Below are 23616 nucleotides of genomic sequence, written 5' to 3' on the forward strand. Positions count from 1 at the left end.
ATGGCACTTGCCCTGACCGCTGCCCAACGCAATATCTGGCTGGACCAGATGACCCAGGGCGACTCGCCGTTGTACAACATTGGCGGCTACCTGGAGATTGACGGGCACCTCGACCCCGAGGTGTTCCAGCAGGCCGTGAACCTGTTGATCGATAAACACGATGCCCTGCGCATGGTCCTGCTCGAGCAGCGTGACGAGCAGGGCGTGCCGTTGCAGGCCTTCGCCGCGACACTGCCGGTATGGGTGGCACCGCTGGACCTGCAAGCACAGGCGGACCCGCGCCAGGCTGCCGCGAGCTGGATGCAGCGTCAGTTCGAACGGGCCTTCAAGCTCGATGGCGGCCCGCTGTTCCGACTGCATTTGCTCAAGCTCGAAGCGCAGCGCTTCTACCTTGTCATCCACGCCCACCATATCGTGCTCGACGGTTGGGGCATCGACGAGCTTTTTGCTTCCCTCTGCCAGATCTACAACGCCCTGCACGATCAGCGCACGCCTGATCTGTCGGCGCCGTCCTATGTCGATTTCATTGAAGACGATCGCGACTATCGCCAGTCGCCGCGTTTCGTTCGCGACCAGGCCTATTGGTTGGAAAAATACCGCGATATCCCCGAGCGCTTGCTGCTCCCGCGCTATCGCCAGGCCCAGGCTGAAGGCCCGAGCCGCAGCAGCCATTTCGCCCGCGGTTTTGCCCGGGGCCTGGAGAATCGTATCGACGACCTGGCCGGCAAGCTGCAGGCCTCGCGTTTCCACGTCCTGCTGGCCGCACTGTACGTCTACTTCACTCGGACCCAGCAGCGCGATGAGCTGGTGATCGGCTTGCCGATCCTCAACCGCTCCAACGCCAGCTTCAAGAAGACCCTGGGGCTGTTTGCCCAGCTCAGCCCGGTGCGTTTGCAGTTCAGCGCCGATCTGCCGTTCGCCGAACTGGTCCAGGGCATCGGTCGGGCGCTCAAGCAGGATTACCGCAACCAACGTTTCCCGGTCAGCGATCTCAACCGCCTGCTGGAGTTGCGCCGTACCGAGCGTACGCAGCTGTTCGACCTGACCTTCTCCTACGAGCAACACAACTCCCTGCTGCGCTTCGGACCGGCGAGCGCCCGTGCGGTGAAGTGTTCGAACAATCACGAACAGACACCGCTGGCGATCCATCTGCGGACCAATGCTTACGATAGTGAATCCCGGCTGCACTACATCTACAACGAGGCGTATTTCCAGGCGGGCGAGATCGAGTCCATGGCCGAGCGCCTGCAGCATGTGCTGGACCAGGGGCTGGCGGATGCACAGTTGCCGGTTCGCGGGTTCTCCCTGCTCAATGCCAGCGAAACCGCGCAGTTGCAGGCTTGGAATGCCGAGCCACAACACTTCGCCGAAGACCGCACCATTCACCAGCAGTTCGAGGCCCGCGCTGTCGAGCGGCCGGAGGCCGTGGCGTTGGTGTACCAGGGTGAAAGCCTGAGCTACGGCGAGCTCAACGCCCGTGCCAACCAGGTTGCCCATCGCCTGTTGGCCCTGGGTGTACGCCCGGACGATCGGGTGGCGATCTGTGTCGAGCGCGGTCCGGCGATGATCATCGGCTTGCTGGGGATCCTCAAATCCGGCGCCGGTTATGTGCCGCTGGACCCGGCTTACCCTCGCGAGCGCCTGGCCTACACCCTCGGTGACAGCGCCCCGGTGGCCTTGCTCAGCCAGCACGCGGTGCAGGAAGCCTTGCCGGCAGTGCAGGTGCCGGTCATCAATCTCGACGATGCGGATCTGCGGGACGAGTCCGTGCGTAATCCGCAGGTGGTGGTGAACCCCACGCACCTGGCCTATGTGATCTACACCTCCGGCTCCACCGGCCTGCCCAAGGGCGTGATGGTTGAGCATCGCAACGTCGCGCGGCTGTTCTCGGCCACCGACGCCTGGTTCGGCTTCAATGAAACGGACGTCTGGGCGCTGTTTCACTCGTTCGCCTTCGACTTCTCGGTCTGGGAAATCTGGGGCGCGCTGCTGCATGGCGGTCGTTTGCTGATCGTGCCACAACTGGTCAGCCGTTCTCCCGAAGACTGCTACAAGCTGCTCTGCAGCGCCGGTGTAACAGTCCTCAACCAGACCCCGAGCGCTTTCCGCCAATTGATCGCTGCCCAGGGCGAGAAGCCGCAGGCGCACGTGTTGCGCCAGGTGATTTTCGGCGGTGAAGCGCTGGACACGGCGATGCTCAAACCCTGGTACGCCCGGGAACTGAACAGTGCCACGCAACTGGTAAACATGTATGGCATCACCGAGACCACGGTGCATGTGACCTACTACCCGCTGCAGGCCGAAGACGCCCAACGGGTGGGCGTAAGCCCGATCGGCAAGCGTATTCCCGACCTGCGCCTGTATCTGCTCGACGGCTACGGCTATCCGTTGCCGCCCGGCGTGGTGGGGGAGCTGTACGTCGGTGGCGCGGGCGTGGCCCGGGGTTATCTCAATCGCGACGAGCTGAACGCTTCGCGCTTCCTCGACGATCCGTTTGACGCGACCCCGGGGGCCCGCATGTACCGCTCCGGTGACCTGGGGCGCTGGCTGGCCGATGGCAGCCTGGAATACCTGGGTCGTAACGACGAACAGGTGAAGATTCGCGGTTTCCGTATCGAACTGGGCGAGATCGAAGCGCAGCTGGCCGCCTGCGAGGGTGTGCGTGACGCCGTTGTGCTGGTGCGCGAGGACGAACCGGGCGACAAGCGCCTGGTGGCCTATGTCATCGGCAAGGCCGGCGTCGAACTGGACGCCGCGCAACTGCGTGATCAACTGCGTCTGGCGCTGGCCGAGTACATGCTGCCAAGTGCCTTTGTCAGCCTTGAAGCCTTCCCGCTGACCGCCAATGGCAAGCTGGACCGCAAGGCACTCCCGGTGCCGGCGGCCGAAGCCTATGCCCGACGCGAATACCAGGCCCCCGAAGGTCCGGTGGAAACCACCCTGGCCAGGCTGTGGGCCGAGTTGCTTGGTGTCGAGCAGATCGGTCGGCATGATCAGTTCTTCGAACTGGGCGGGCATTCGTTGCTGGCGGTGAAACTCATCGAGCGCATGCGCCAGGTCGGCCTGAGCGCCGATGTCCGCGTGCTGTTCGGCCAGCCGACCCTGGCCGCATTGGCGGCCGCCAGCGGCAAGGGCGGCGAGATTGTCGTGCCGGCCAATGCGATCCCCTCCGGCTGCCAGCACATCACGCCGGACATGTTGCCCCTGGCTCAACTTACCCAGGCCCAGATCGACCGCGTGGTGGCCGGTGTCCCGGGCGGTGTCGGCAATGTGCAGGACATCTACGCGCTGGTGCCTCTGCAGGAAGGCATCCTCTATCACCATCTTTCGAGCGACGAGGGCGATCCGTACCTGTTGCAGGCCCTGCTGCGGGTCGACACCTTTGAACAGTTGCTGGGTTTTGCCGAGTCCTTGCAGGCGGTGATCGACCGTCACGATATCCTGCGCACCGCGGTGGTCTGGGAAGAACTCGATGAGCCGGTCCAGGTGGTCTGGCGCGAGGCGCGGCTACGGGTCGAAGCCTTCCTGCCACATCCGGACCAAGGTGATGTGGCCGCCCAATTACAAGAGCATTTCGATCCTCGACGGATTCGCCTGGATTTGCGTCAGGCACCGATGATGCGCCTGCATTATGCCGAAGACGCCGACAACGGCGGCTGGGTCGCGGTGTTGCTGTTCCATCACCTGATCGATGACGCCACCTCCCTGGCCCTGCTGGGCAAGGAGATCGAGGCATTCAGCCGGGGCCGCGGCGCCGAACTGGAAGCTTCGGTCCCGTACCGCAACCATGTGGCCCAGGCCCGCCTGGGAGTGAGTCGCGAGCAGCACGAGGCGTTCTTCCGCGAAATGCTCGGTGATGTCGACGAGCCCACTTTGCCCTTCGGCCTGCAGGATGTGCAGGGCGACGGCAGCGGCGTCGAGGAAGCGCTGTTGCCGGTGGACCCGGACCTGGGCCAGCGCCTGCGGGCCCAGGCCCGACGCCTCGGGGTGAGCAACGCCAGCCTGCACCATCTGGCCTGGGGTCAGGTGGTGGCGCGCTTGTCCGGACGTCGCGACGTGGTCTTCGGCACCGTGCTGATGGGCCGCCTGCACAGTGGCCAGGGCGCCGAACGGGCCCTGGGCATGTTTATCAATACCTTGCCGCTGCGGGTGGCCGCGGGCGAGCAGGGGGTCCAGGCGGCGGTGCGGACCACCCACGCGCGGCTGGCGGCCTTGCTCGGCCATGAACATGCGCCGTTGTCATTGGCCCAGGGATGCAGTGGCGTGGCGGCACCGACGCCGTTGTTCAGCGCCCTGATGAACTACCGGCATGTCGCCGTGGGCGCCCAGGCGCCGCAGGACGCCGGCCAGGCCCGGACCTGGGCCGGGGTCGAGGTGCTTGGCGGCGAGGAACGGACCAACTATCCGTTGTCGTTGTCGGTGGACGACCTCGGCGAGTCCTTTGGCCTGACCGTCCAGGCCGTGGCCGGGGTCGGTGCCAAACGGATCGCCGGTTATATGCATACCGTGCTGGAGCAACTGACCGAGGCCCTGGAGCAACAGCCCGAAGCGCCGTTGCACAGCCTCGACTGGTTACCGGCCAGCGAGCGCCGCCAGTTGCAGGAAGACTTCAACGCCTTCGATTGCATCTATCCGACGGACCTGCTGCTGCACCAGATGTTCGAGTCCCACGCGGCGACCCGGCCCGACGCGGTGGCCGTCACCTATGAAGGCCAGCGTCTGAGCTACGGCGAACTGAACCAGTGGGCCAACCAGATTGCCCATCGGCTGATCGCCGAGGGCATCGGCGCCGACGACCGGGTGGCGATCTGTGTGGAGCGCAGCCTGGAAATGATCGCCGGCCTGGTGGGCATTCTCAAGGCCGGTGCCGGTTATGTGCCGCTGGACCCGTCGTACCCGGCCGAACGCCTGGCCTATATGCTGGAGGACAGTGCACCGAAGGTACTGCTGACCCAGCGCGGCTTGCGCGAACGCTTCCCCCAGGCGCTGATGCCGGTGTTGTTGCTGGAAAGCGAAGCGCGGATCGAGAGCGGCATCGACGCCGCGCCCCGGCACAATCCGCAGATCGAGGGGCTGAATGCGCAACACCTGGCGTACCTGATCTATACCTCGGGCTCCACCGGCCAGCCCAAGGGCGTGGCCATGCCCCACGGGCCGCTGGTCAACCTGATGCACTGGCAGATCGCCCAGACCGTCGAGCACGGCCGGCCCGGACAACGGACCTTGCAGTTTGCCGCCCTGGGCTTCGACGTGGCCTTCCAGGAAGTCTTCAGCACCTTGTGTGCCGGCGGCGAACTGTCGCTGATCCATGGCGATATCCGCCTGGATTTCCGTCGCCTGTTCCAGCATATCCGCGAGCAGCACATCGAACGCCTGTATATGCCGTGCATCGCCCTGCAAGCCCTGGCCGAAGCCATGGTCGCCGAAGTCGAGCAACCCGAGTGTGCGTTGCAGGACGTGATCACCGCCGGTGAACAGTTGCGGATCACCGAACCGATGCGGCGTTTCTTCGAGCGCCTGGATGACGCGCGGCTGCACAACCACTATGGTCCGACCGAGTCCCACGTGGTCACGGCGCTGACCCTGATGGGCGATCCGCAGAGCTGGCCGACCTTGCCGAGCATCGGTCGGCCGGTGGCCAATACCCGTGTCTACCTGCTCGACGAACAATTCCGGCCGGTGCCGGTGGGGGTGGCGGGGGAGCTCTACATCGGCGGTGCCTGTGTTGCCCGCGGCTACCTGAACCGCGATGAACTGACCGCCGAACGTTTTATCCGCGATCCGTTTGCCGCCAACCCGGGGGCGCGGCTGTACAAGACCGGCGACCTGGGTTGCTGGCAGGCCGATGGCCAGATCGACTACCTGGGCCGCAACGACGACCAGATCAAGATCCGTGGTTTCCGTATCGAACTGGGTGAAATCGAAGCGCGCCTCGGCCAGTACCCGGGCCTGCGGGACACGGCGGTGCTGGCCCGCGAAGACCGCCCGGGGGAAAAACGCCTGGTGGCGTATTTCAGCGTGCAGGCCGGACAGGTGGCGCCCGAAGCCGACCAGATGCGTCTGCATTTGCAGGCGCTGCTGCCGGACTACATGATTCCGGCGGCCTATGTGCACCTGGAAAAACTCCCGGTTTCACCTAACGGCAAGCTGGACCGTCGTGCGCTGCCGGAGCCTTCGGCCGATGCCTTCGTCAGCCGCGACTACCAGGCGCCGCTCGGCGACACCGAAACCACCCTGGCCGCGCTCTGGTGCGAAGTGCTGGGTGTGGAACGGGTCGGTCGCCAGGACCATTTCTTCGAACTCGGCGGCCATTCGCTGCTGGCGGTCAAGTTGATCGAGCGCATGCGCCAGGCCGGCCTGAGTGCCGACGTCCGCGTGCTGTTCGGCCAGCCGACCCTGGCGGCGCTGGCGGCGGCCGTGGGCGGCGGGATCGAGATCGTGGTGCCGGCCAACGGTATTCCCGCCGGCTGCGAACGCATCACCCCGGACATGCTGACCCTGACCACTCTGGACCAGGCCTGTATCGACCGCATTGTCGCCGGCGTGCCCGGTGGCACCGGCAACGTGCAGGATATCTACCCGCTGGCGCCGTTGCAGGAAGGCATTCTTTATCACCATATCGCTGCTGAAACGGGCGATCCGTACCTGTTGCAAGCAACTTTCGCCCTGCAGGACCTGGCACAGCTGCGCGGTTTCGCCGAAGCCTTGCAGGCGGTGATCGATCGCCATGACATCCTGCGCACGGCGCTGGTCTGGCAAGCTCTGGAAGAACCGCAGCAAGTGGTCCTGCGCCACGTCGAACTGCCGCTGGAACAGATCGCGCTGGACCCGGCCGCGGGCGATATCCTCGGCCAGTTGCAGCGTCGCTTCGATCCCCGCGAGTGCCGCCTGGACCTTGGCCAGGCGCCGCTGATGCACCTGGCTTTTGCCCAGGATTCGGCCAACCAGCGCTGGGTCGCGATCCTGCTGTTCCACCATATCGCCCTCGATCACACCGCCCTGGATGTGATGAGCGAAGAGATGCTCGCCCATCTGCATGGCGCGGCCGGACAACTACCGGCGGCGATGCCGTACCGCAACTATGTGGGTCAGGCCCGCCTGGGGGTGAGCCGCGAGCAACATGAAGCGTTCTTCCGCGAAATGCTCGGCGATGTCGACGAGCCGACCTTGCCGTTCGGCCTGCTGCAGGTGCAGGGCGACGGGCAGGGCGTCAAGGAGGTCCGCCGCGATCTTCCGGCTGAACTGTGTCAACGCCTGCGCACCCAGGCCCGGCAACTGGGGGTGAGCGCCGCCAGTCTGCATCACCTGGCCTGGGCCCGGGTGCTGGGCAGCGTCAGCGGCCGTGAGGACGTGGTCTTCGGTACCGTGCTGTTGGGCCGTATGCAAAGCGGCCTGGGTGCCGATCGTGCACTCGGGATGTTTATCAATACCTTGCCGTTGCGGGTCGAGGTCGGTGCCTGCGCGGTACGCCAGGCGGTGCGCCAGACCCACGCCCGACTCACCGCACTGCTCGGCCACGAGCATGCGCCCTTGGTGCTGGCCCAGCGTTGCAGCGCGGTGGCGGCCTCGTCGCCGCTGTTCAGCGCGTTGCTCAACTACCGGCACAGCCCGGCCCTTGAAGCCAGCGGCGGCGATTATTGGGCGGACACCCAGGTACTTGGCGTCCGTGAGCGGACCAACTACCCCTGCACCTTGTCGGTGGACGACCAGGGCGAAGGCTTCCTGCTGAGCGTGCAGGTGGCGGCCGGGGTCGATGGCCAGCGGGTCTGCGGTTATATGCAGACGGCGTTGACCCAGCTGGTCGAGGCCCTGGAGTCCGCGCCGGACTCCGCGGTGCGTGACCTGGCGGTGCTGCCGGAGGACGAACGGCGGCTATTGCTGCAGGACTTCAATGCCACGGCGGCCGATTACCCGATGACCCGGACCGTGCACAGCCTGTTCGAGGACCAGGTCCGCCTGCGGCCACACGCGACGGCGGCCGTGCACCATGGCCGGGTCCTGAGCTACGCGCAATTGAACCTGCGGGCCAACCAGTTGGCGGTTTATCTGTTCGGTCTCGGCGTGCAGCCAGGGGCACGGGTGGCGATCCTGCTGGAGCGTTCCCTGGACCTGCTGGTCAGCCAGTTGGCGATTCTCAAGTGCGCGGCGGTCTATGTGCCGCTGGACACCAAGGCGCCGCTGGAGCGCCAGCAGTTCATGCTTGAGGACAGCCAGGCCGCGGTCCTGCTGACCCGGGGCGGTTTTGCGCTGGCCAGCGGTACGGCGACGCGGGTCGATCTCGACACCATGGTGCTGGACGCCTTGCCGACGGATGACCGGCAATTGGCGCAATCGAGCGAAACCCCGGCCTACATCATGTACACCTCCGGCTCCACCGGGGTGCCCAAGGGCGTGGTGGTGCCGCACCGGGCCATCACGCGGCTGGTGATCAACAACGGTTATGCCGACTTCAACGAGCAGGATCGGATCGCCTTCAGCTCCAACCCGGCGTTCGACGCCAGCACCATGGATGTCTGGGGCGCCTTGCTCAATGGCGGCCAGGTGCTGGTGGTGGACCATGACACGCTGCTCGAACCGGCGCGTTTCGGCGAGCTGCTGATCAGCTCCGGGGCCACGGTGCTGTTTGTCACCACGGCGGTATTCAACCAGTACGTGCAACTGATCCCGGAAGCCATCAAGGGTTTGCGGATCCTTCTGTGCGGTGGTGAGCGCAGCGACCCGGCGTCGTTCCGCCGCCTGTTGGCGCTGGCGCCGCAACTGCGCCTGGTGCATTGCTACGGGCCGACCGAAACCACCACCTACGCCACCACCTATCACGTGACCGCGGTGGCCGAAGACGCCGAGAGCGTGCCGATCGGCCGTCCTATCGGCAATACCCAGGTCTATGTCCTCGATGCCCGCCAGCAATTGCTGCCCCTGGGCGTCAGCGGTGAAATCTGCATCGGTGGCAAGGGTGTGGCGCAGGGTTACCTCAACCGCGCCGACCTGACCGCCGAGAAATTTATCGCCGACCCGTTCAGCAACGAGCCCGGCGCCTTGCTCTATCGCACCGGCGACCTTGGCCGCTGGTTGGTCGATGGCCAGCTGGAATGCCTGGGGCGTAACGACGACCAGGTAAAGATTCGCGGTTTCCGGATCGAACTCGGGGAAATCGAGGCGCGCCTGAGCACCCATCCGCAGGTGCGCGAATGCATCGTGCTGGCCCGCGAGGACGTTCCCGGCGACAAGCGCCTGGCGGCCTATATCACCACGACCGGCGAGCCGGCCACGGTGGAAGCACTGCGCGGCTACCTGCAAGGCCTGTTGCCGGAGTACATGGTGCCCAGCGCCTATGTGCAACTGGACGCATTGCCGCTGACCCTGAACGGCAAGGTCGACCGCAAGGCGCTGCCGGTGCCGGAATCGGACGCCCTGGCCCGTGGCGATTACCAGGCGCCGCAAGGCGAAGTGGAAACCCTGCTGGCATCGATCTGGGCCGATGTGCTCAAGGTCGAGCGGGTCGGGCGTCATGACCACTTCTTTGAACTGGGCGGCCATTCGTTGCTGGCGGTCAGCCTGATCGAGCGCATGCGCCAGGTCGGCCTGAGCGCCGATGTGCGCGTACTGTTCGGCCAGCCGACCCTGGCCGCGCTGGCGGCGGCGGTGGGCGGCGGCACGGAAATCGTGGTGCCGGCCAACCTGATTGCCGATGACTGCGCACACCTCACCCCGGACCTGCTGCCGCTGATCAAGCTGACCCAGGCGCAGATCGACCAGGTGCTGGCGAGCGTGCCGGGCGGCGCACGGAATGTGCAGGATATCTACCCGCTGGCACCGTTGCAGGCGGGCATCCTTTATCACCATATCAGCGCCGAACAGGGCGACCCCTATGTTCTGCAAGCGCTGTTCGGCCTGCGGGACCGCGCGCGGCTGGAGGATTTCAGCAACGCCCTGCAAGGGGTAATCGACCGTCACGACATCCTCCGTACCGCCGTGCTCTGGGAAGGGCTCGACGAACCGTTGCAGGTGGTCCTGCGGCGGGCCACGCTGGAAGTCACCGAGCTGTTCCTCGATCCGGCGGCCGGTCCGCTGGCTGAGCAACTGCACCAGCGTTTCAATCCGCGCCACTACCGCCTCGATGTGCGCCAGGCGCCGTTGATCCGCATTGTCTTTACCCACGATGCGGCCGCTGACCGTTGGCTGGCGATGCTGCTGTTCCATCATATGGCCCTCGACCACACCGCGCTGGACGTGGTCCAGCATGAGATCCAGGCGCACTTGCTCGGCGAGGCCCATACCCTGGGCGAAGCGATGCCGTATCGCAACTATGTGGCCCAGGCGCGCCTGGGTGTCAGCCAGGCGCAGCACGAGGCGTTTTTCCGTGGGGTGCTGGGCGATATCGACGAGCCGACCCTGCCGTTCGGCCTGCAGGATGTGCAGGACGGCGGACGTGAAATCGAAGAGGCCAGCCTGGCCCTGGCGCCCGAGTTGAGCCTGCGTCTGCGGGCCCAGGCCCGCCAGGCCGGGGTCAGTGCCGCGAGCCTGATGCACCTGGCCTGGGCGCGGGTGCTGGGCAGCGTCTCGGGCCGTGAGCAGGTGGTGTTCGGCACGGTACTGCTGGGCCGCCTGCAGGCGGGCGAGGGTGCTGACCGGGCGTTGGGGATGTTTATCAATACCTTGCCGCTGCGGGTCGATATCGGTACGCAGACGGTGCTCGCCGGACTCAAGGCCACCCACGGCCAACTGACCGCGTTGCTCGGGCACGAACATGCGCCGTTGGTGCTGGCCCAGCGTTGCAGCGGCGTGGCCGCGCCGGCACCGTTGTTCAGTGCGCTGCTCAACTACCGCCACAGTGTGGTGGCCGCCCCCTCGGCCGAGCATGAAGCGGCCTGGAGCGGTATTGAAGCTTTCGGCGCCGAGGAGCGCACCAACTATCCGCTGACCCTGAACGTCGACGACCTGGGTGATGGCTTCAAGTTGTCGGTGCTGGTCACCGCCGAGGTGGGTGCGCAACGCCTGTGCGGTTATATGCAGGCGGTGGTGGCGCAACTGGTCCAGGCGCTGGAACAGACCCCGGCGGCGACGCTGGACAGCCTGTCGATCTTGCCGCCGGCGGAGCGTGAGCAGGTGTTGGTCGGTTTCAACGCCACCGCCACCGATTCGCCACGGCATACGACGGTGCACGCTCTGTTCGAGTCCCAGGTACAGCGCACGCCTGAAGCCGCGGCGGTGGTGCATGACGCGACGAGCCTGAGTTACCGCGAGTTGAACCGGCAGGCCAATCGCCTGGCGGCGGAACTGCTGGAACTCGGCGTGCAGCCTGGGGAGAGCGTGGCGCTGTTGTTGCCGCGCTCCATCGATCTGGTGGTCAGCCAACTGGCGGTGCTCAAGTGCGCGGCGGTCTATGTGCCGCTGGATATCAATGCCCCACGCGAACGCCAGGCCTTTATGGTGCAGGACAGCCAGGCCGTGCTGGTGCTGACCTACAGCGCTGAAACCCTGGACCAGGGTGTACGGCGTCTTGACCTCGACACCCGGTCTGTCAACGCAGAGCCGGCGGCCAACCCGGACCGAGCGGCAACCGCCGAGTCGGTCGCCTACATCATGTACACCTCCGGCTCCACCGGCACGCCCAAGGGTGTGCTGGTCCCGCACCGGGCCATCGGCCGCCTGGTAATCGACAACGGCTACGCCGACTTCAATGCACGGGATCGCGTGGCCTTCGCCTCCAACCCGGCTTTCGACGCCAGCACCCTGGATGTCTGGGCGCCGCTGCTCAATGGCGGTTGCGTGGTGGTGGTCGAACACTCGGTATTGCTGTCCCAGGATGAGTTCCGGGCGCTGCTGCTGGCGCAATCGGTCAGCGTGCTGTGGCTGACCGCCGGACTGTTCCATCAATATGCCGACGGCCTGATGGAGGTCTTCGCCCGCTTGCGCTACCTGATTGTCGGTGGCGATGTGCTGGACCCGGCGGTCATCGCCCGGGTACTGGCGCAAGGCGCGCCGCAACATCTGCTCAACGGCTATGGCCCGACCGAAGCCACGACCTTTTCCGCGACCTACGAGATCACCTCGGTGGGCAGCGGCGGTATTCCCATCGGTCGACCGATCGGCAACAGCCAGGTCTACGTGCTTGATGCACGTCGCCAACCGGTGGCGGTGGGCGTGCCCGGCGAGCTGTATATCGGCGGGCAGGGCGTGGCCAAGGGGTATTTGAACCGGGCGGAATTGAGTGCCACGCAGTTTGTCGCCGATCCGTTCAGCGCCCGGGAGGGTGCACTGTTGTACCGCACCGGTGACCTCGGTCGCTGGAACGCGGACGGTAACCTGGAGTACCTCGGCCGCAATGACGGTCAGGTGAAGATCCGTGGTTTCCGTATCGAACTGGGTGAAATCGAGGCCGCTCTGGTCACGCACCCGGCGGTACAGGAAGCGGTGTTGCTGGCACGGCAGGACGACGGTGAGAAACGCCTGGTGGCCTATTTCACCCAGGGCGAGTCGCAGCAGACGCTGGATATCGAAAGCCTGCGCAATCATCTGCAGGCCTGTCTGCCGGACTATATGGTGCCCGCGGCCTACGTGCGTCTCGACGTGCTGCCGCTGACCCCCAACGGCAAGCTGGACCGCAAGGCCCTGCCGGCACCGGATGCCCAGGCACTGGTCAGCCGTGGCTACGAGGCGCCCGAAGGCGTGGTCGAAACCACCCTGGCGGCGATCTGGGCCGAGGTGCTCAAGGTCGAGCGGGTCGGGCGTCACGATCACTTCTTCGAACTGGGCGGGCATTCGCTGCTGGCCGTCAGCCTGATCGAACGGATGCGCCAGGCCGGCTTGAGCGCCGATGTGCGCGTGCTGTTCGGCCAGCCGACCCTGGCCGCATTGGCGGCGGCCGTCGGTGGGGGCTCTGAAATCAAGGTCCCGGCCAATGCCATCCAGGCCGGTTGCACCCGGATCACGCCGGACCTGCTGCCCCTGGCCGATCTCGACCAGGCCGCCATTGACCGTATTGTCGCCAGCGTGCCGGGCGGGGTGGCCAATGTGCAGGATATATACCCGTTGGCGCCGTTGCAGGAGGGGATTCTTTATCACCACCTGGCGGCCGAGCAGGGCGATCCGTACGTCTTGCAGACCCTGTTCGAGATGGCCGGTCGCGAGCGCCTGAGTGCCTTTATCGACGCCTTGCAAAGCGTTATCGAACGCCATGACATCCTGCGTACCGCCGTGCTCTGGCAAGGGCTGGAGACACCGATGCAGGTGGTCTGGCGCCAGGCCCGGCTGTATCTGGAGCAGGTCGAACTCGATCCGGCCGAGGGCGATGTCGCCGAGCAGTTGCATGAACGCTTCGACGCACGTCATTCGCGGTTGGACCTGACCCAGGCGCCGCTGATGCGCCTGGTCTTTGCCGAGGACGCGCCGAACCAGCGCTGGGTGGCGATGCTGTTGTTCCACCATATGGCCTTGGACCACACCGCGATGGATGTGGTGCGCCAGGATATGCAGGCGCACCTGCTCGGCCTGGCCGGCCAGCTCGGTGCCGCCGTGCCGTATCGCAACTATGTGGCCCAGGCCCGCCTGGGTGTGAGCCGCGAGGCCCATGAAGGGTTCTTCCGCGAGATGTTGGGCGATATCGATGAGCCGACCCTGCCGTTCGGCCTGCTGGATGTGCAGGGCGACGGTCGCGATATCGAGGAAAGCAGCCTGGCGCTGGACAGCCGGCTGGACCTGCGCCTGCGGGCCCAGGCCCGTCAACTGGGGGTGAGCGCCGCCAGCCTGGTGCACCTGGCCTGGGCCCAGGTACTGGGCAAGGTGTCGAGCAAGCGCACGGTGGTGTTCGGTACCGTGCTGATGGGCCGGATGCAGGGCGGCGAGGGTGCCGACCGGGCGCTGGGGATGTTTATCAATACCTTGCCGCTGCGGGTGGACCTGGGCGAGCAGGGCGCGCGGGACGGGGTCCGGGCGACCCATGCCCGGCTCACCGCGCTGCTCGGCCACGAACATGCGCCGTTGGTACTGGCCCAGCGTTGCAGCGGGGTGGCCGCGCCGTTGCCGTTGTTCAGTGCACTGCTCAACTACCGGCACAGTGCCGCGGCGGAACAATCGGGCGAGGCCCTTGAGGCCTGGCGTGGTATCGAGGTGCTCAGTGGCGAGGAGCGCACCAACTATCCGTTGACCTTGAACGTCGACGATCTGGGCGACGGTTTCAAGCTGACGGTGCTGGTCACCGGCAGCGTCGGAGCCGGGCGCGTTTGCAGCTATATGCAGACAGCGTTGGAAAGTCTGGTGGGGGCGTTGGAACAGTCACCGGCCACGGCACTCGACAGCCTGTCGATTCTGCCGGCCGCCGAGCGTGAGCAGTTGTTGTTCGGGCTTAACGATACGGCACTGGATTATCCGCAGCAGCAGACTATCCATGGGTTGTTCGAGGCGCAGGTGGAACGTACGCCGGATGCCTTGGCGGTGGTCCATGGTGAACAGCGTCTGAGTTATCGCGAACTCAATGAACAGGCCAACCGCCTGGCGCATACCTTGCGTAAACAAGGTGTGCGGCCGGATTCGCGGGTCGGGATCTGTGTCGAGCGCGGGGCGGAGATGGTCGTCGGCTTGCTGGCGATCCTCAAGGCGGGCGGTGGTTATGTGCCGCTGGATCCGGCTTATCCGGTAGAGCGGATTGCCTATATGTTGCAGGACAGTGCTCCGGCAGCCGTACTCGCGCAGGCCGCAACCCGTGACTTGCTGGCAGGGGTTTCGGTGCCCGTGATCAGTCTCGATCAGGGCACCTGGCAGGACGAGTCCGTCCAGAATCCAGAGGTGCCGGGGCTGACGTCGGCACACCTGGCGTACCTGATCTACACCTCGGGGTCGACCGGTCTGCCCAAGGGCGTGATGATCGAACACCGCAACACGGTGAACTTCCTGACCTGGGCCCACAAGGCTTTCGACGGTTCGGCGTTGAACAAGACATTGTTCTCCACCTCGCTGAACTTCGACCTGGCGGTCTACGAGTGCTTTGCCCCTCTGACCTCGGGCGGCAGTATCAACGTGGTGAAAAACGTCCTGGAGCTGCAACACGGCGAACACGATATCGGTCTGATCAACACTGTGCCGTCGGCCCTGAAGGCCTTGCTGGAAGTCGACGGCCTGCCGGAGTCGGTGCACACGGTCAACGTTGCAGGTGAGGCGCTGAAACGCAGTCTGGTGGAATCGCTGTTCGAGAAGACCGGCGTCCAACGCCTGTGCAACCTCTATGGCCCTTCGGAAACCACCACCTATTCAAGTTGGGTAGCGATGGATCGCGAAGACGGTTTTGCCCCGCATATCGGCAAACCGGTGGGCAACACCCAGTTCTACCTGCTGGATGAGCAGCAACAGCCCGTTCCGCTGGGTGTACCGGGTGAAATCTACATCGGTGGCGCCGGTGTGGCCCGGGGTTACCTCAATCGCGACGACCTCACCGCCGAACGTTTCCTCCAGGACCCGTTCAGCCAGGACGCCTCGGCACGGATGTACCGCACCGGCGACCTGGGTCGTTATCTGGCGGACGGCAATATCGAATACCTGGGCCGTAACGACGACCAGGTGAAGATCCGTGGTTTCCGTATCGAACTGGGCGAGATCGAAGCGCGCCTGGCCAAACATCCGGCGGTGCAGGAAGCCGTGGTCATGGCCCGCGAGGACGTGCCGGGCGACAAACGCCTGGTGGCCTATTACACCGTCCAGTCCACGGATAGCGAGCCGGCCATCGACAGCCTGCGTGGCTGGCTGCTGGGGCAACTGCCGGCCTATATGGTCCCGGTGGCCTACGTACGACTCGACGCACTACCGCTGACCCCCAACGGCAAGCTCGACCGCAAGGCCCTGCCGGCTCCGGACGGCGGCGCGCTGATCAGTCGCGGCTACGAAGCCCCGCAAGGCGAGACGGAAACCCTGATCGCCGAGATCTGGCAAACCTTGCTGGGTATCGCCCAGGTCGGTCGGCATGACCACTTCTTCGAACTGGGCGGCCATTCGCTGCTCGCCGTGAGCCTGATGGAGCGCATGCGCCAGGAAGGCCTGGAAGCCGATGTCAGGACCCTGTTCGAACACCCCACCCTCTCGGAATACGCGGCAACGACGGAAAGAATGGAGATTGTTCTGTGAGCGTGATCGAACTGTTGGCAATACTGAAAGAGAAAGATGTGCAACTTGCCGTCAAGGGCGACCAACTGGTCGTCAGCGGCAGGCGACAGTCCCTCACCGAGCCCGCCGTGCTGGCGATGTTGCGCGAGAACAAGGCGGCGTTGATCGAACTGATCAATGCCGGCGAGTATTCCAGCGGCAAGGCCGGGGAAGTGGAGATTCCGGCCCAGGCGATCCCTGCCGGCTGCGCGCGCATCACCCCGGACATGCTGCCCCTGGTCCGGCTCGACCAGGCGGCCATCGAGCATATCGTCGCCAGCGTCCCCGGTGGTGTCGGCAATGTGCAGGACATCTACCCGCTGGCACCGTTGCAGGAGGGCATCCTCTATCACCATATCGCCGCCGAGCAGGGCGATCCCTACGTCCTGCAGGCGCAATTCGCGATTGCCAGCCGTGCCCGTTTCGACGAGTTCACCACGGCCTTGCAGCAGGTGATTGACCGTCACGACATCCTGCGCACCAGCGTGGTCTGGGAAGGCCTGGACGAACCGGTGCAGGTGGTCTGGCGCCAGGCGCGGCTGGTCCTCACTGAAATCGAGATCGACCCCGCTGCCGGCGCGGCTGGCGAGCAACTACGACAACGCTTCGACCCGCGCCACTACCGTCTCGATATCAGTCAGGCGCCTTTGCTGCGCCTGGCCTTCGCCCACGATGCGGCCAACCAGCGCTGGGTGGCAATGCTGCTGTTCCATCACATCGCCATCGACCACGCGGCCCTGGAAGTGGTGCAGCAGGAAATCCATGCGCACCTGTACGGCCAGGCCCAGGCCCTGGGCGAGCCGGTGCCGTATCGCAACTATGTGGCCCAGGCCCGGCTCGGGGTCAGTAGCCAGCAGCACGAAGTGTTTTTCCGCGAGATGCTCGGTGATATCGACGAGCCGACCCTGCCGTTCGGCATTCAGGATGTGCGCGGCGACGGTCATGGTGTCGAAGAAGCGACCCAGACCCTGCCCGTCGAGCTGAGCCGGCGCCTGCGGGCCCAGGCCCGGCAGCAGGGGGTGAGTGCGGCGAGCCTGCATCACCTGGCCTGGGCCCAGGTGCTCGGGCGCCTGTGCGGGCGCAACGATGTGGTGTTCGGCACCGTGCTGCTGGGGCGGATGCGCGGCAGCGAAGGGGTTCGCCGGGCCTTGGGGATGTTTATCAATACCTTGCCGCTGCGGGTTGCCGTGGGCGAGCAGGATGTGCGGGCGGGGGTCAAGGCGACCCATGCGCGGCTGACCGCGTTGCTCGGCCACGAGCACGCCTCGTTGTCCCTGGCCCAGCGTTGCAGCGGCGTGGCCGCGCCGACGCCGTTGTTCAGCACCTTGCTCAACTACCGGCACAGTTCGGCTGAGGCGGTGACGGGGGAGGCGGTGCAGCTGTGGGAAGGGATCGAGGTGTTGGGGGGCGAAGAACGCACCAACTATCCGCTGATCCTGTCCCTGGATGACCTGGGCGAAGGTTTCAGCCTGAATGTGCAGGCGCTTGCCGGTATCGGTGCGCAGCGGGTCTGCGGGTATATGCAGACGGCGTTGGAGCAGTTGGTCCAGGCCCTGGAGCGGGCTTCGACTTCGGCGCTCAACAGCCTCTCGATCCTGCCGGCCGATGAGCGCGAACAGTTGCTGGTGGGGTTCAACGATACGGCACTGGATTATCCGCGGGAACAGACTATTCACGGGTTGTTCGAGGCGCAGGTTGAGCGTACGCCGGATGCTTTGGCGGTGGTGCATGGCGAACAGCGCCTGAGCTATCGCGAGCTTAACGAGCAGGCCAACCGTTTGGCCCATGCGTTGCGCAAGCAGGGTGTGCAGCCGGATTCTCGGGTCGGGATCTGTGTCGGGCGTGGGGCCGAGATGGTTGTCGGGTTGCTGGCGATTCTCAAGGCGGGCGGCGGTTATGTGCCGCTGGACCCGGCTTATCCGGCGGAGCGGATTGCCTATATGTTGCAGGACAGCGCTCCGGCGGCGGTGCTGGCTCAGTCGGCTACCCAGGCATTGTTGGCGGGCGTTACGGTGCCCGTGATCAATCTCGACCAGGACACCTGGCAGGACGAATCCGTCCAGAATCCGCAGGTGCCAGGGCTGACCTCCGCGCATCTGGCTTACCTGATCTACACCTCGGGTTCGACCGGTCTGCCCAAAGGCGTGATGATCGAACACCGCAATACCGTGAACTTCCTGACCTGGGCTCACGCCGCTTTCGGTGATGAGGCGTTGAACAAGACCTTGTTCTCCACCTCGCTGAACTTCGACCTCGCGGTCTACGAGTGCTTTGCCCCCTTGACCTCGGGCGGCAGCATCGACGTGGTGAAAAACGTCCTGGAGCTGCAACACGGCGAACACGATATTGGTTTGATCAACACCGTTCCATCTGCACTCAAGGCGTTGCTGGAAGTCGATGGCTTGCCGGAATCGGTCCATACGGTCAACGTTGCAGGTGAGGCGCTGAAGCGCAGCCTGGTGGAATCCCTGTTCGAAAAAACTGGCGTCCAACGTCTTTGCAACCTCTACGGTCCGTCGGAAACCACCACCTACTCAAGCTGGGTGGCCATGGACCGCGAAGACGGTTTCGCCCCGCATATCGGCAAGCCGGTCGGCAACACCCAGTTCTACCTGCTGGACGAGCAGCAACAGCCCGTTCCGCTGGGCGTGCCGGGTGAAATCTACATTGGTGGCGCCGGTGTAGCCCGAGGCTACCTGAACCGCGACGACCTCACCGCCGAACGCTTCCTCAAGGACCCGTTCAGCCAGGATGCCTCGGCGCGGATGTATCGCACCGGCGACCTCGGCCGTTACCTGCCGGACGGCAATATCGAGTACCTCGGCCGTAACGACGACCAGGTGAAGATCCGTGGTTTCCGTATCGAACTGGGCGAGATCGATGCCCGCCTGGCCAAACATCCGGCGGTCCACGAAGCCGTGGTCACGGCCCGCGAAGATATTCCGGGCGACAAGCGTCTGGTGGCCTATTACACCCTGGCCGATGGACATACCTCGGTCGATATCGACAGCCTGCGCCGTCATCTGCAGGAAAAGCTGCCGGAGTACATGGTCCCGGCCATCTACGTTGTGTTGGACAAGCTGCCGCTGACCCCCAACGGCAAGCTCGACCGCAAGGCCCTGCCAGCCCCGGACAGCGATGCGCTGGTCCGTCGTGGCTACGAAGCGCCCCAAGGCGAAACCGAAATCACCCTTGCACGGATCTGGAGCGACCTGCTCAAGGTCGAGCAGGTCGGACGCCATGATCACTTCTTCGAACTGGGCGGCCATTCGCTGCTGGCCGTCAGCCTGATCGGCCATATGCGCCAGGCCGGGCTCAGTGTCGATGTGCAGGCGCTGTTCAGCCAGCCGACCCTGGCCGCTCTGGCCACTGCCGTGGGCGGCGGGCGGGAAATCGTCGTTCCGGCCAACGCCATTCCGGCAGGCTGCGAGCACATCACCCCGGAGATGCTGCCCCTGGTCAACCTCGACCAGGCCGCCATCGAACAAATTGTCGCGAACGTGCCCGGTGGCGCGGCGAATGTGCAGGATATCTATCCGCTGGCGCCGTTGCAGGAAGGCATTCTCTATCACCATCTGTCAGCCGGCAGCGGCGATCCCTACGTCCTCCATGCACTGTTCACGGTGCCGGATCGCCAGCGCCTGGACGCTTTCGCCCTGGCGTTGCAACAGGTTATCGATCGCCATGACATCCTGCGCACCGCCGTGCTCTGGCAGGGCCTGGAAGAACCGGTCCAGGTGGTCTGGCGCCAGGCCCGCCTACACCGCGAGGCCCTGGAACTTGACCCGCGTGCCGGTGATGTGGCCAGCCAGCTCAAGGAGCGTTTCGACACCTGTCACTCGCGCCTGGACGTGACCCGAGCGCCACTGATGCAACTGGTGTTTGCCGAAGATGAAGCCGAGCAGCGCTGGGTGGCGATGCTGCGCTTCCATCATATGGCCCTGGACCACACCGCCCTGGAAGTGGTCCGTCATGAAATCCAGGCACACCTGCTGGGGCAGGCCGCGCAGTTGGGCTGCCCGGTGCCGTACCGCAACTATGTGGCCCAGGCGCGCCTGGGTGGGCGTCGGGAGGAACACGAAGCGTTCTTCCGCGAGATGCTGGGCGATATCGACGAGCCGACACTGCCGTTCGGTTTGCAGGATGTGCAGGGTGACGGTCATTCCATCGAGGAAGCCACCCGCGTGCTGTCGCCGGCGCTGAGCCTGCGCCTTCGGGCTCGTGCCCGGCAGTTGGGCGTGAGCGCCGCCAGCCTGCATCATCTGGCCTGGGCCCAGGTATTGGGCAAGGTTTCGGGCAAGCAGGACGTGGTCTTCGGCACCGTGTTGATGGGCCGGATGCAGGGCGGCGAGGGGGCCGACCGGGCGCTGGGGATGTTTATCAATACCTTGCCGCTGCGGGTTGCCATCGGCGGGCAGGGCGCGCGTGCCGGGGTCAAGGCGACCCATGCGCGACTGACCACGCTGCTGGGGCACGAACATGCGTCCCTGGCCCTGGCCCAGCGTTGCAGCGGCGTGGCCGCGCCGACGCCATTGTTCAGCGCCTTGCTCAACTACCGTCACAGTGCCGTCGCCAGTGTTTCCGAAGAGGCCACCCAGGCCTGGCAGGGTATCGAGACCCTCGGGGGTGAAGAGCGCACCAACTACCCGCTGACCTTGAACGTCGATGACCTGGGCGAGGGTTTCAGCCTGAATGTGCAGGTCAACGCCGAAGTCGGCGCCATGCGGGTCTGCGCCTATATGGAGGCGGCACTGGAGCATCTGCTCCAGGCGCTGGAGCAGAACCCCGAGGCTCCGTTGAGCAGCCTGTCGATTCTGCCGGCTGACGAGCTTGAACAACTGCTGGTGACGTTCAACGACACGCTGCTGGTTTATCCGCAGGCGCAGACCGTCCATGGTTTGTTCGAAGCGCAGGTGCAGCGTACGCCGGACGCCTTGGCCGTGGTGCATGGCGGGCGCCGCCTGACTTATCGCGAGCTTAACGAGCAAGCCAACCGTCTGGCGCATACCTTGCGTAAACAGGGTGTGCAGCCGGATTCACGGGTCGGGATCTGTGTCGATCGCGGGGCCGAGATGGTCGTCGGCTTGCTGGCGATTCTCAAGGCGGGCGGCGGTTATGTGCCGCTGGACCCGGCTTACCCGGCGGAGCGGATTGCCTATATGTTGCAGGACAGCGCCCCGGCGGCGGTCCTGGCACAAGCGGCTACCCGTGATTTGCTGGCGGGTATTTCGGTGCCGGTTATCAATCTCGATCAGGGCACCTGGCAGGACGAGTCCGTCCAGAATCCAGAGGTGCCGGGGCTGACGTCGGCGCATCTGGCGTACTTGATCTACACCTCGGGTTCGACTGGTCTGCCCAAGGGCGTGATGATCGAACACCGCAACACCGTGAACTTCCTGACCTGGGCCCATGCCGCTTTCGGCGGTCCGGCGTTGGAAAAAACGTTGTTCTCGACTTCGCTGAACTTCGACCTGGCGGTGTACGAATGCTTCGCCCCCTTGATCTCAGGCGGCAGCATCGAGGTGGTGAAAAACGTTCTGGAGTTGCAACAGGGCGAGCACGATATCGGCCTGATCAACACAGTGCCATCGGCGCTCAAGGCGTTGCTGGAAGTCGATGGCTTGCCGGAATCGGTCCACACGGTCAACGTCGCCGGCGAAGCGTTGAAACGCAGTCTGGTGGAGTCGCTGTTCGAGAAGACTGGCGTCCAACGCCTGTGCAACCTTTACGGCCCGTCGGAAACCACCACCTACTCAAGTTGGGTGTCGATGGACCGCGAAGACGGTTTCGCCCCGCATATCGGCAAACCGGTCGGCAACACCCAGTTCTACTTGCTGGATGAACAGCAACAGCCCGTTCCGCTGGGTGTTCCGGGTGAAATCTACATCGGCGGCGCCGGTGTGGCACGGGGTTATCTGAACCGTGAAGACCTGACCGCCGAACGTTTCCTCAACGACCCGTTCAGCCGGGAAGCCTCGGCGCGGATGTATCGCACCGGCGACCTCGGCCGTTACCTGCCGGACGGCAATATCGAATACCTTGGCCGTAACGACGACCAGGTGAAGATCCGCGGTTTCCGTATCGAACTGGGCGAGATCGACGCCCGCCTGGCCAAACACCCGACCGTCCACGAAGCCGTGGTCACGGCCCGCGAGGATATTCCGGGCGACAAGCGCCTGGTGGCCTATTACACCCTGGCGGCCGGGCAGACTTCAGTCGATATCGAATCTCTGCGCAGCCATCTGCAAGAGCAGTTGCCGGAGTACATGGTTCCCGCCATCTACGTGCTGCTTGAGGCAATGCCGCTGACCCCGAACGGCAAACTCGACCGCAAGGCCCTGCCGACCCCGGACGGCGATGCGCTGATCCGCCGTGGTTATGAAGCGCCCCAGGGCGAAACCGAAACCACCCTGGCACGGATCTGGATGCAGCTGCTCAATGTCGAGCAGGTCGGGCGCCACGACCATTTCTTCGACCTGGGCGGCCATTCGTTGCTGGCCGTCAGCCTGATCGAACGCATGCGTCAGGCCGGCCTGAGCGCTGATGTCCGCGTGCTGTTCGGCCAGCCGACTCTTGCGGCCCTGGCTGCTGCCGTGGGCGGTGGGCGTGAAATCGTCGTCCCGGCCAATGCCATCCCGACCCCTTGCGCGCACCTCACCCCGGACATGCTGCCCCTGGTCACTCTCGACCAGGCCGCTATCGACCGGGTTGTGGCTAAGGTGCCGGGCGGCGCGGCGAACGTGCAGGATATCTACCCGTTGGCGCCGCTGCAGGAAGGCATCCTCTATCACCATCACCTGGCCGTGGACCACGTCGACCCGTATCTGCAACACGCGCTGTTCGCCTTCGACAGCCGCGACCGGCTCGACGCCTTCGCCCAGGCCCTGCAAGGAGTGATTGCACGCCACGATATCCTGCGCACTGCGGTGGTCTGGGAAGGCCTCGATACGCCGCTGCAAGTGGTCTGGCGCCAGGCGACCCTGGCGCTGAACGAAGTGTCGCCGGACCCGCTCGCCGGTGATACCGCCGGACAACTGCGCGGGCGCCTCGATTCTCCGCAGACCCGCCTGGATATCCGTCGGGCGCCGATGCTGCAGCTCGACTATGCACAGGACCCTTCCAACCAACGCTGGATCGGCCTGTTGCAGTACCACCACCTGGTCAACGACGCCACCTCCCTGGGGGCGTTGGTGGGCGAAATCGAAGCCCATATGCAGGATCGCCAGGCGCAACTGCCGGTCTCGATCCCGTACCGCAACTATGTGGCCCAATCGCGCCTCGGTGTGAGCCAGGCCGAGCACGAGCAGTTTTTCCGCGAAATGCTCGGCGATATCGACGAGCCGACCTTGCCCTTCGGCCTGCAGGATGTGCAAGGCGACGGCCAGGATATCGAAGAGGCCCGCTGTGCCGTGGACAGCGGCCTCAGCCGCCGCCTGCGGACCCAGGCCCGGCAATTGGGCGTCAGTGCCGCGAGCCTTTGCCACC

The 23616-nt window shown here is 65.1% G+C and carries 2 protein-coding genes (1 of these 2 only partly in view); both read left to right on the forward strand.

The annotated features are described in order from the left end of the window. Positions 1-16113 (forward strand): syringopeptin non-ribosomal peptide synthetase SypA, encoded by a 16113-nt coding sequence (sypA, locus tag M5C56_RS14315; RefSeq protein ID WP_247263196.1) that lies wholly within the window; start codon positions 1-3, stop codon positions 16111-16113. Continuing rightward, positions 16110-23616, forward strand: the 5' end (the start) of a protein-coding gene (locus tag M5C56_RS14320) for a non-ribosomal peptide synthetase (protein WP_247263195.1). It continues 8861 nt past the right edge of the window; only the first 7507 of its 16368 coding nucleotides appear in the window; it begins with the start codon at positions 16110-16112; the stop codon falls past the right edge of the window. The genes sypA and M5C56_RS14320 overlap by 4 nt, the downstream gene beginning before the upstream one ends.

Origin of the sequence: Pseudomonas sp. MWU13-2862 (assembly GCF_023242495.1) — a bacterium.
GTDB lineage: Bacteria > Pseudomonadota > Gammaproteobacteria > Pseudomonadales > Pseudomonadaceae > Aquipseudomonas > Aquipseudomonas gingeri_D.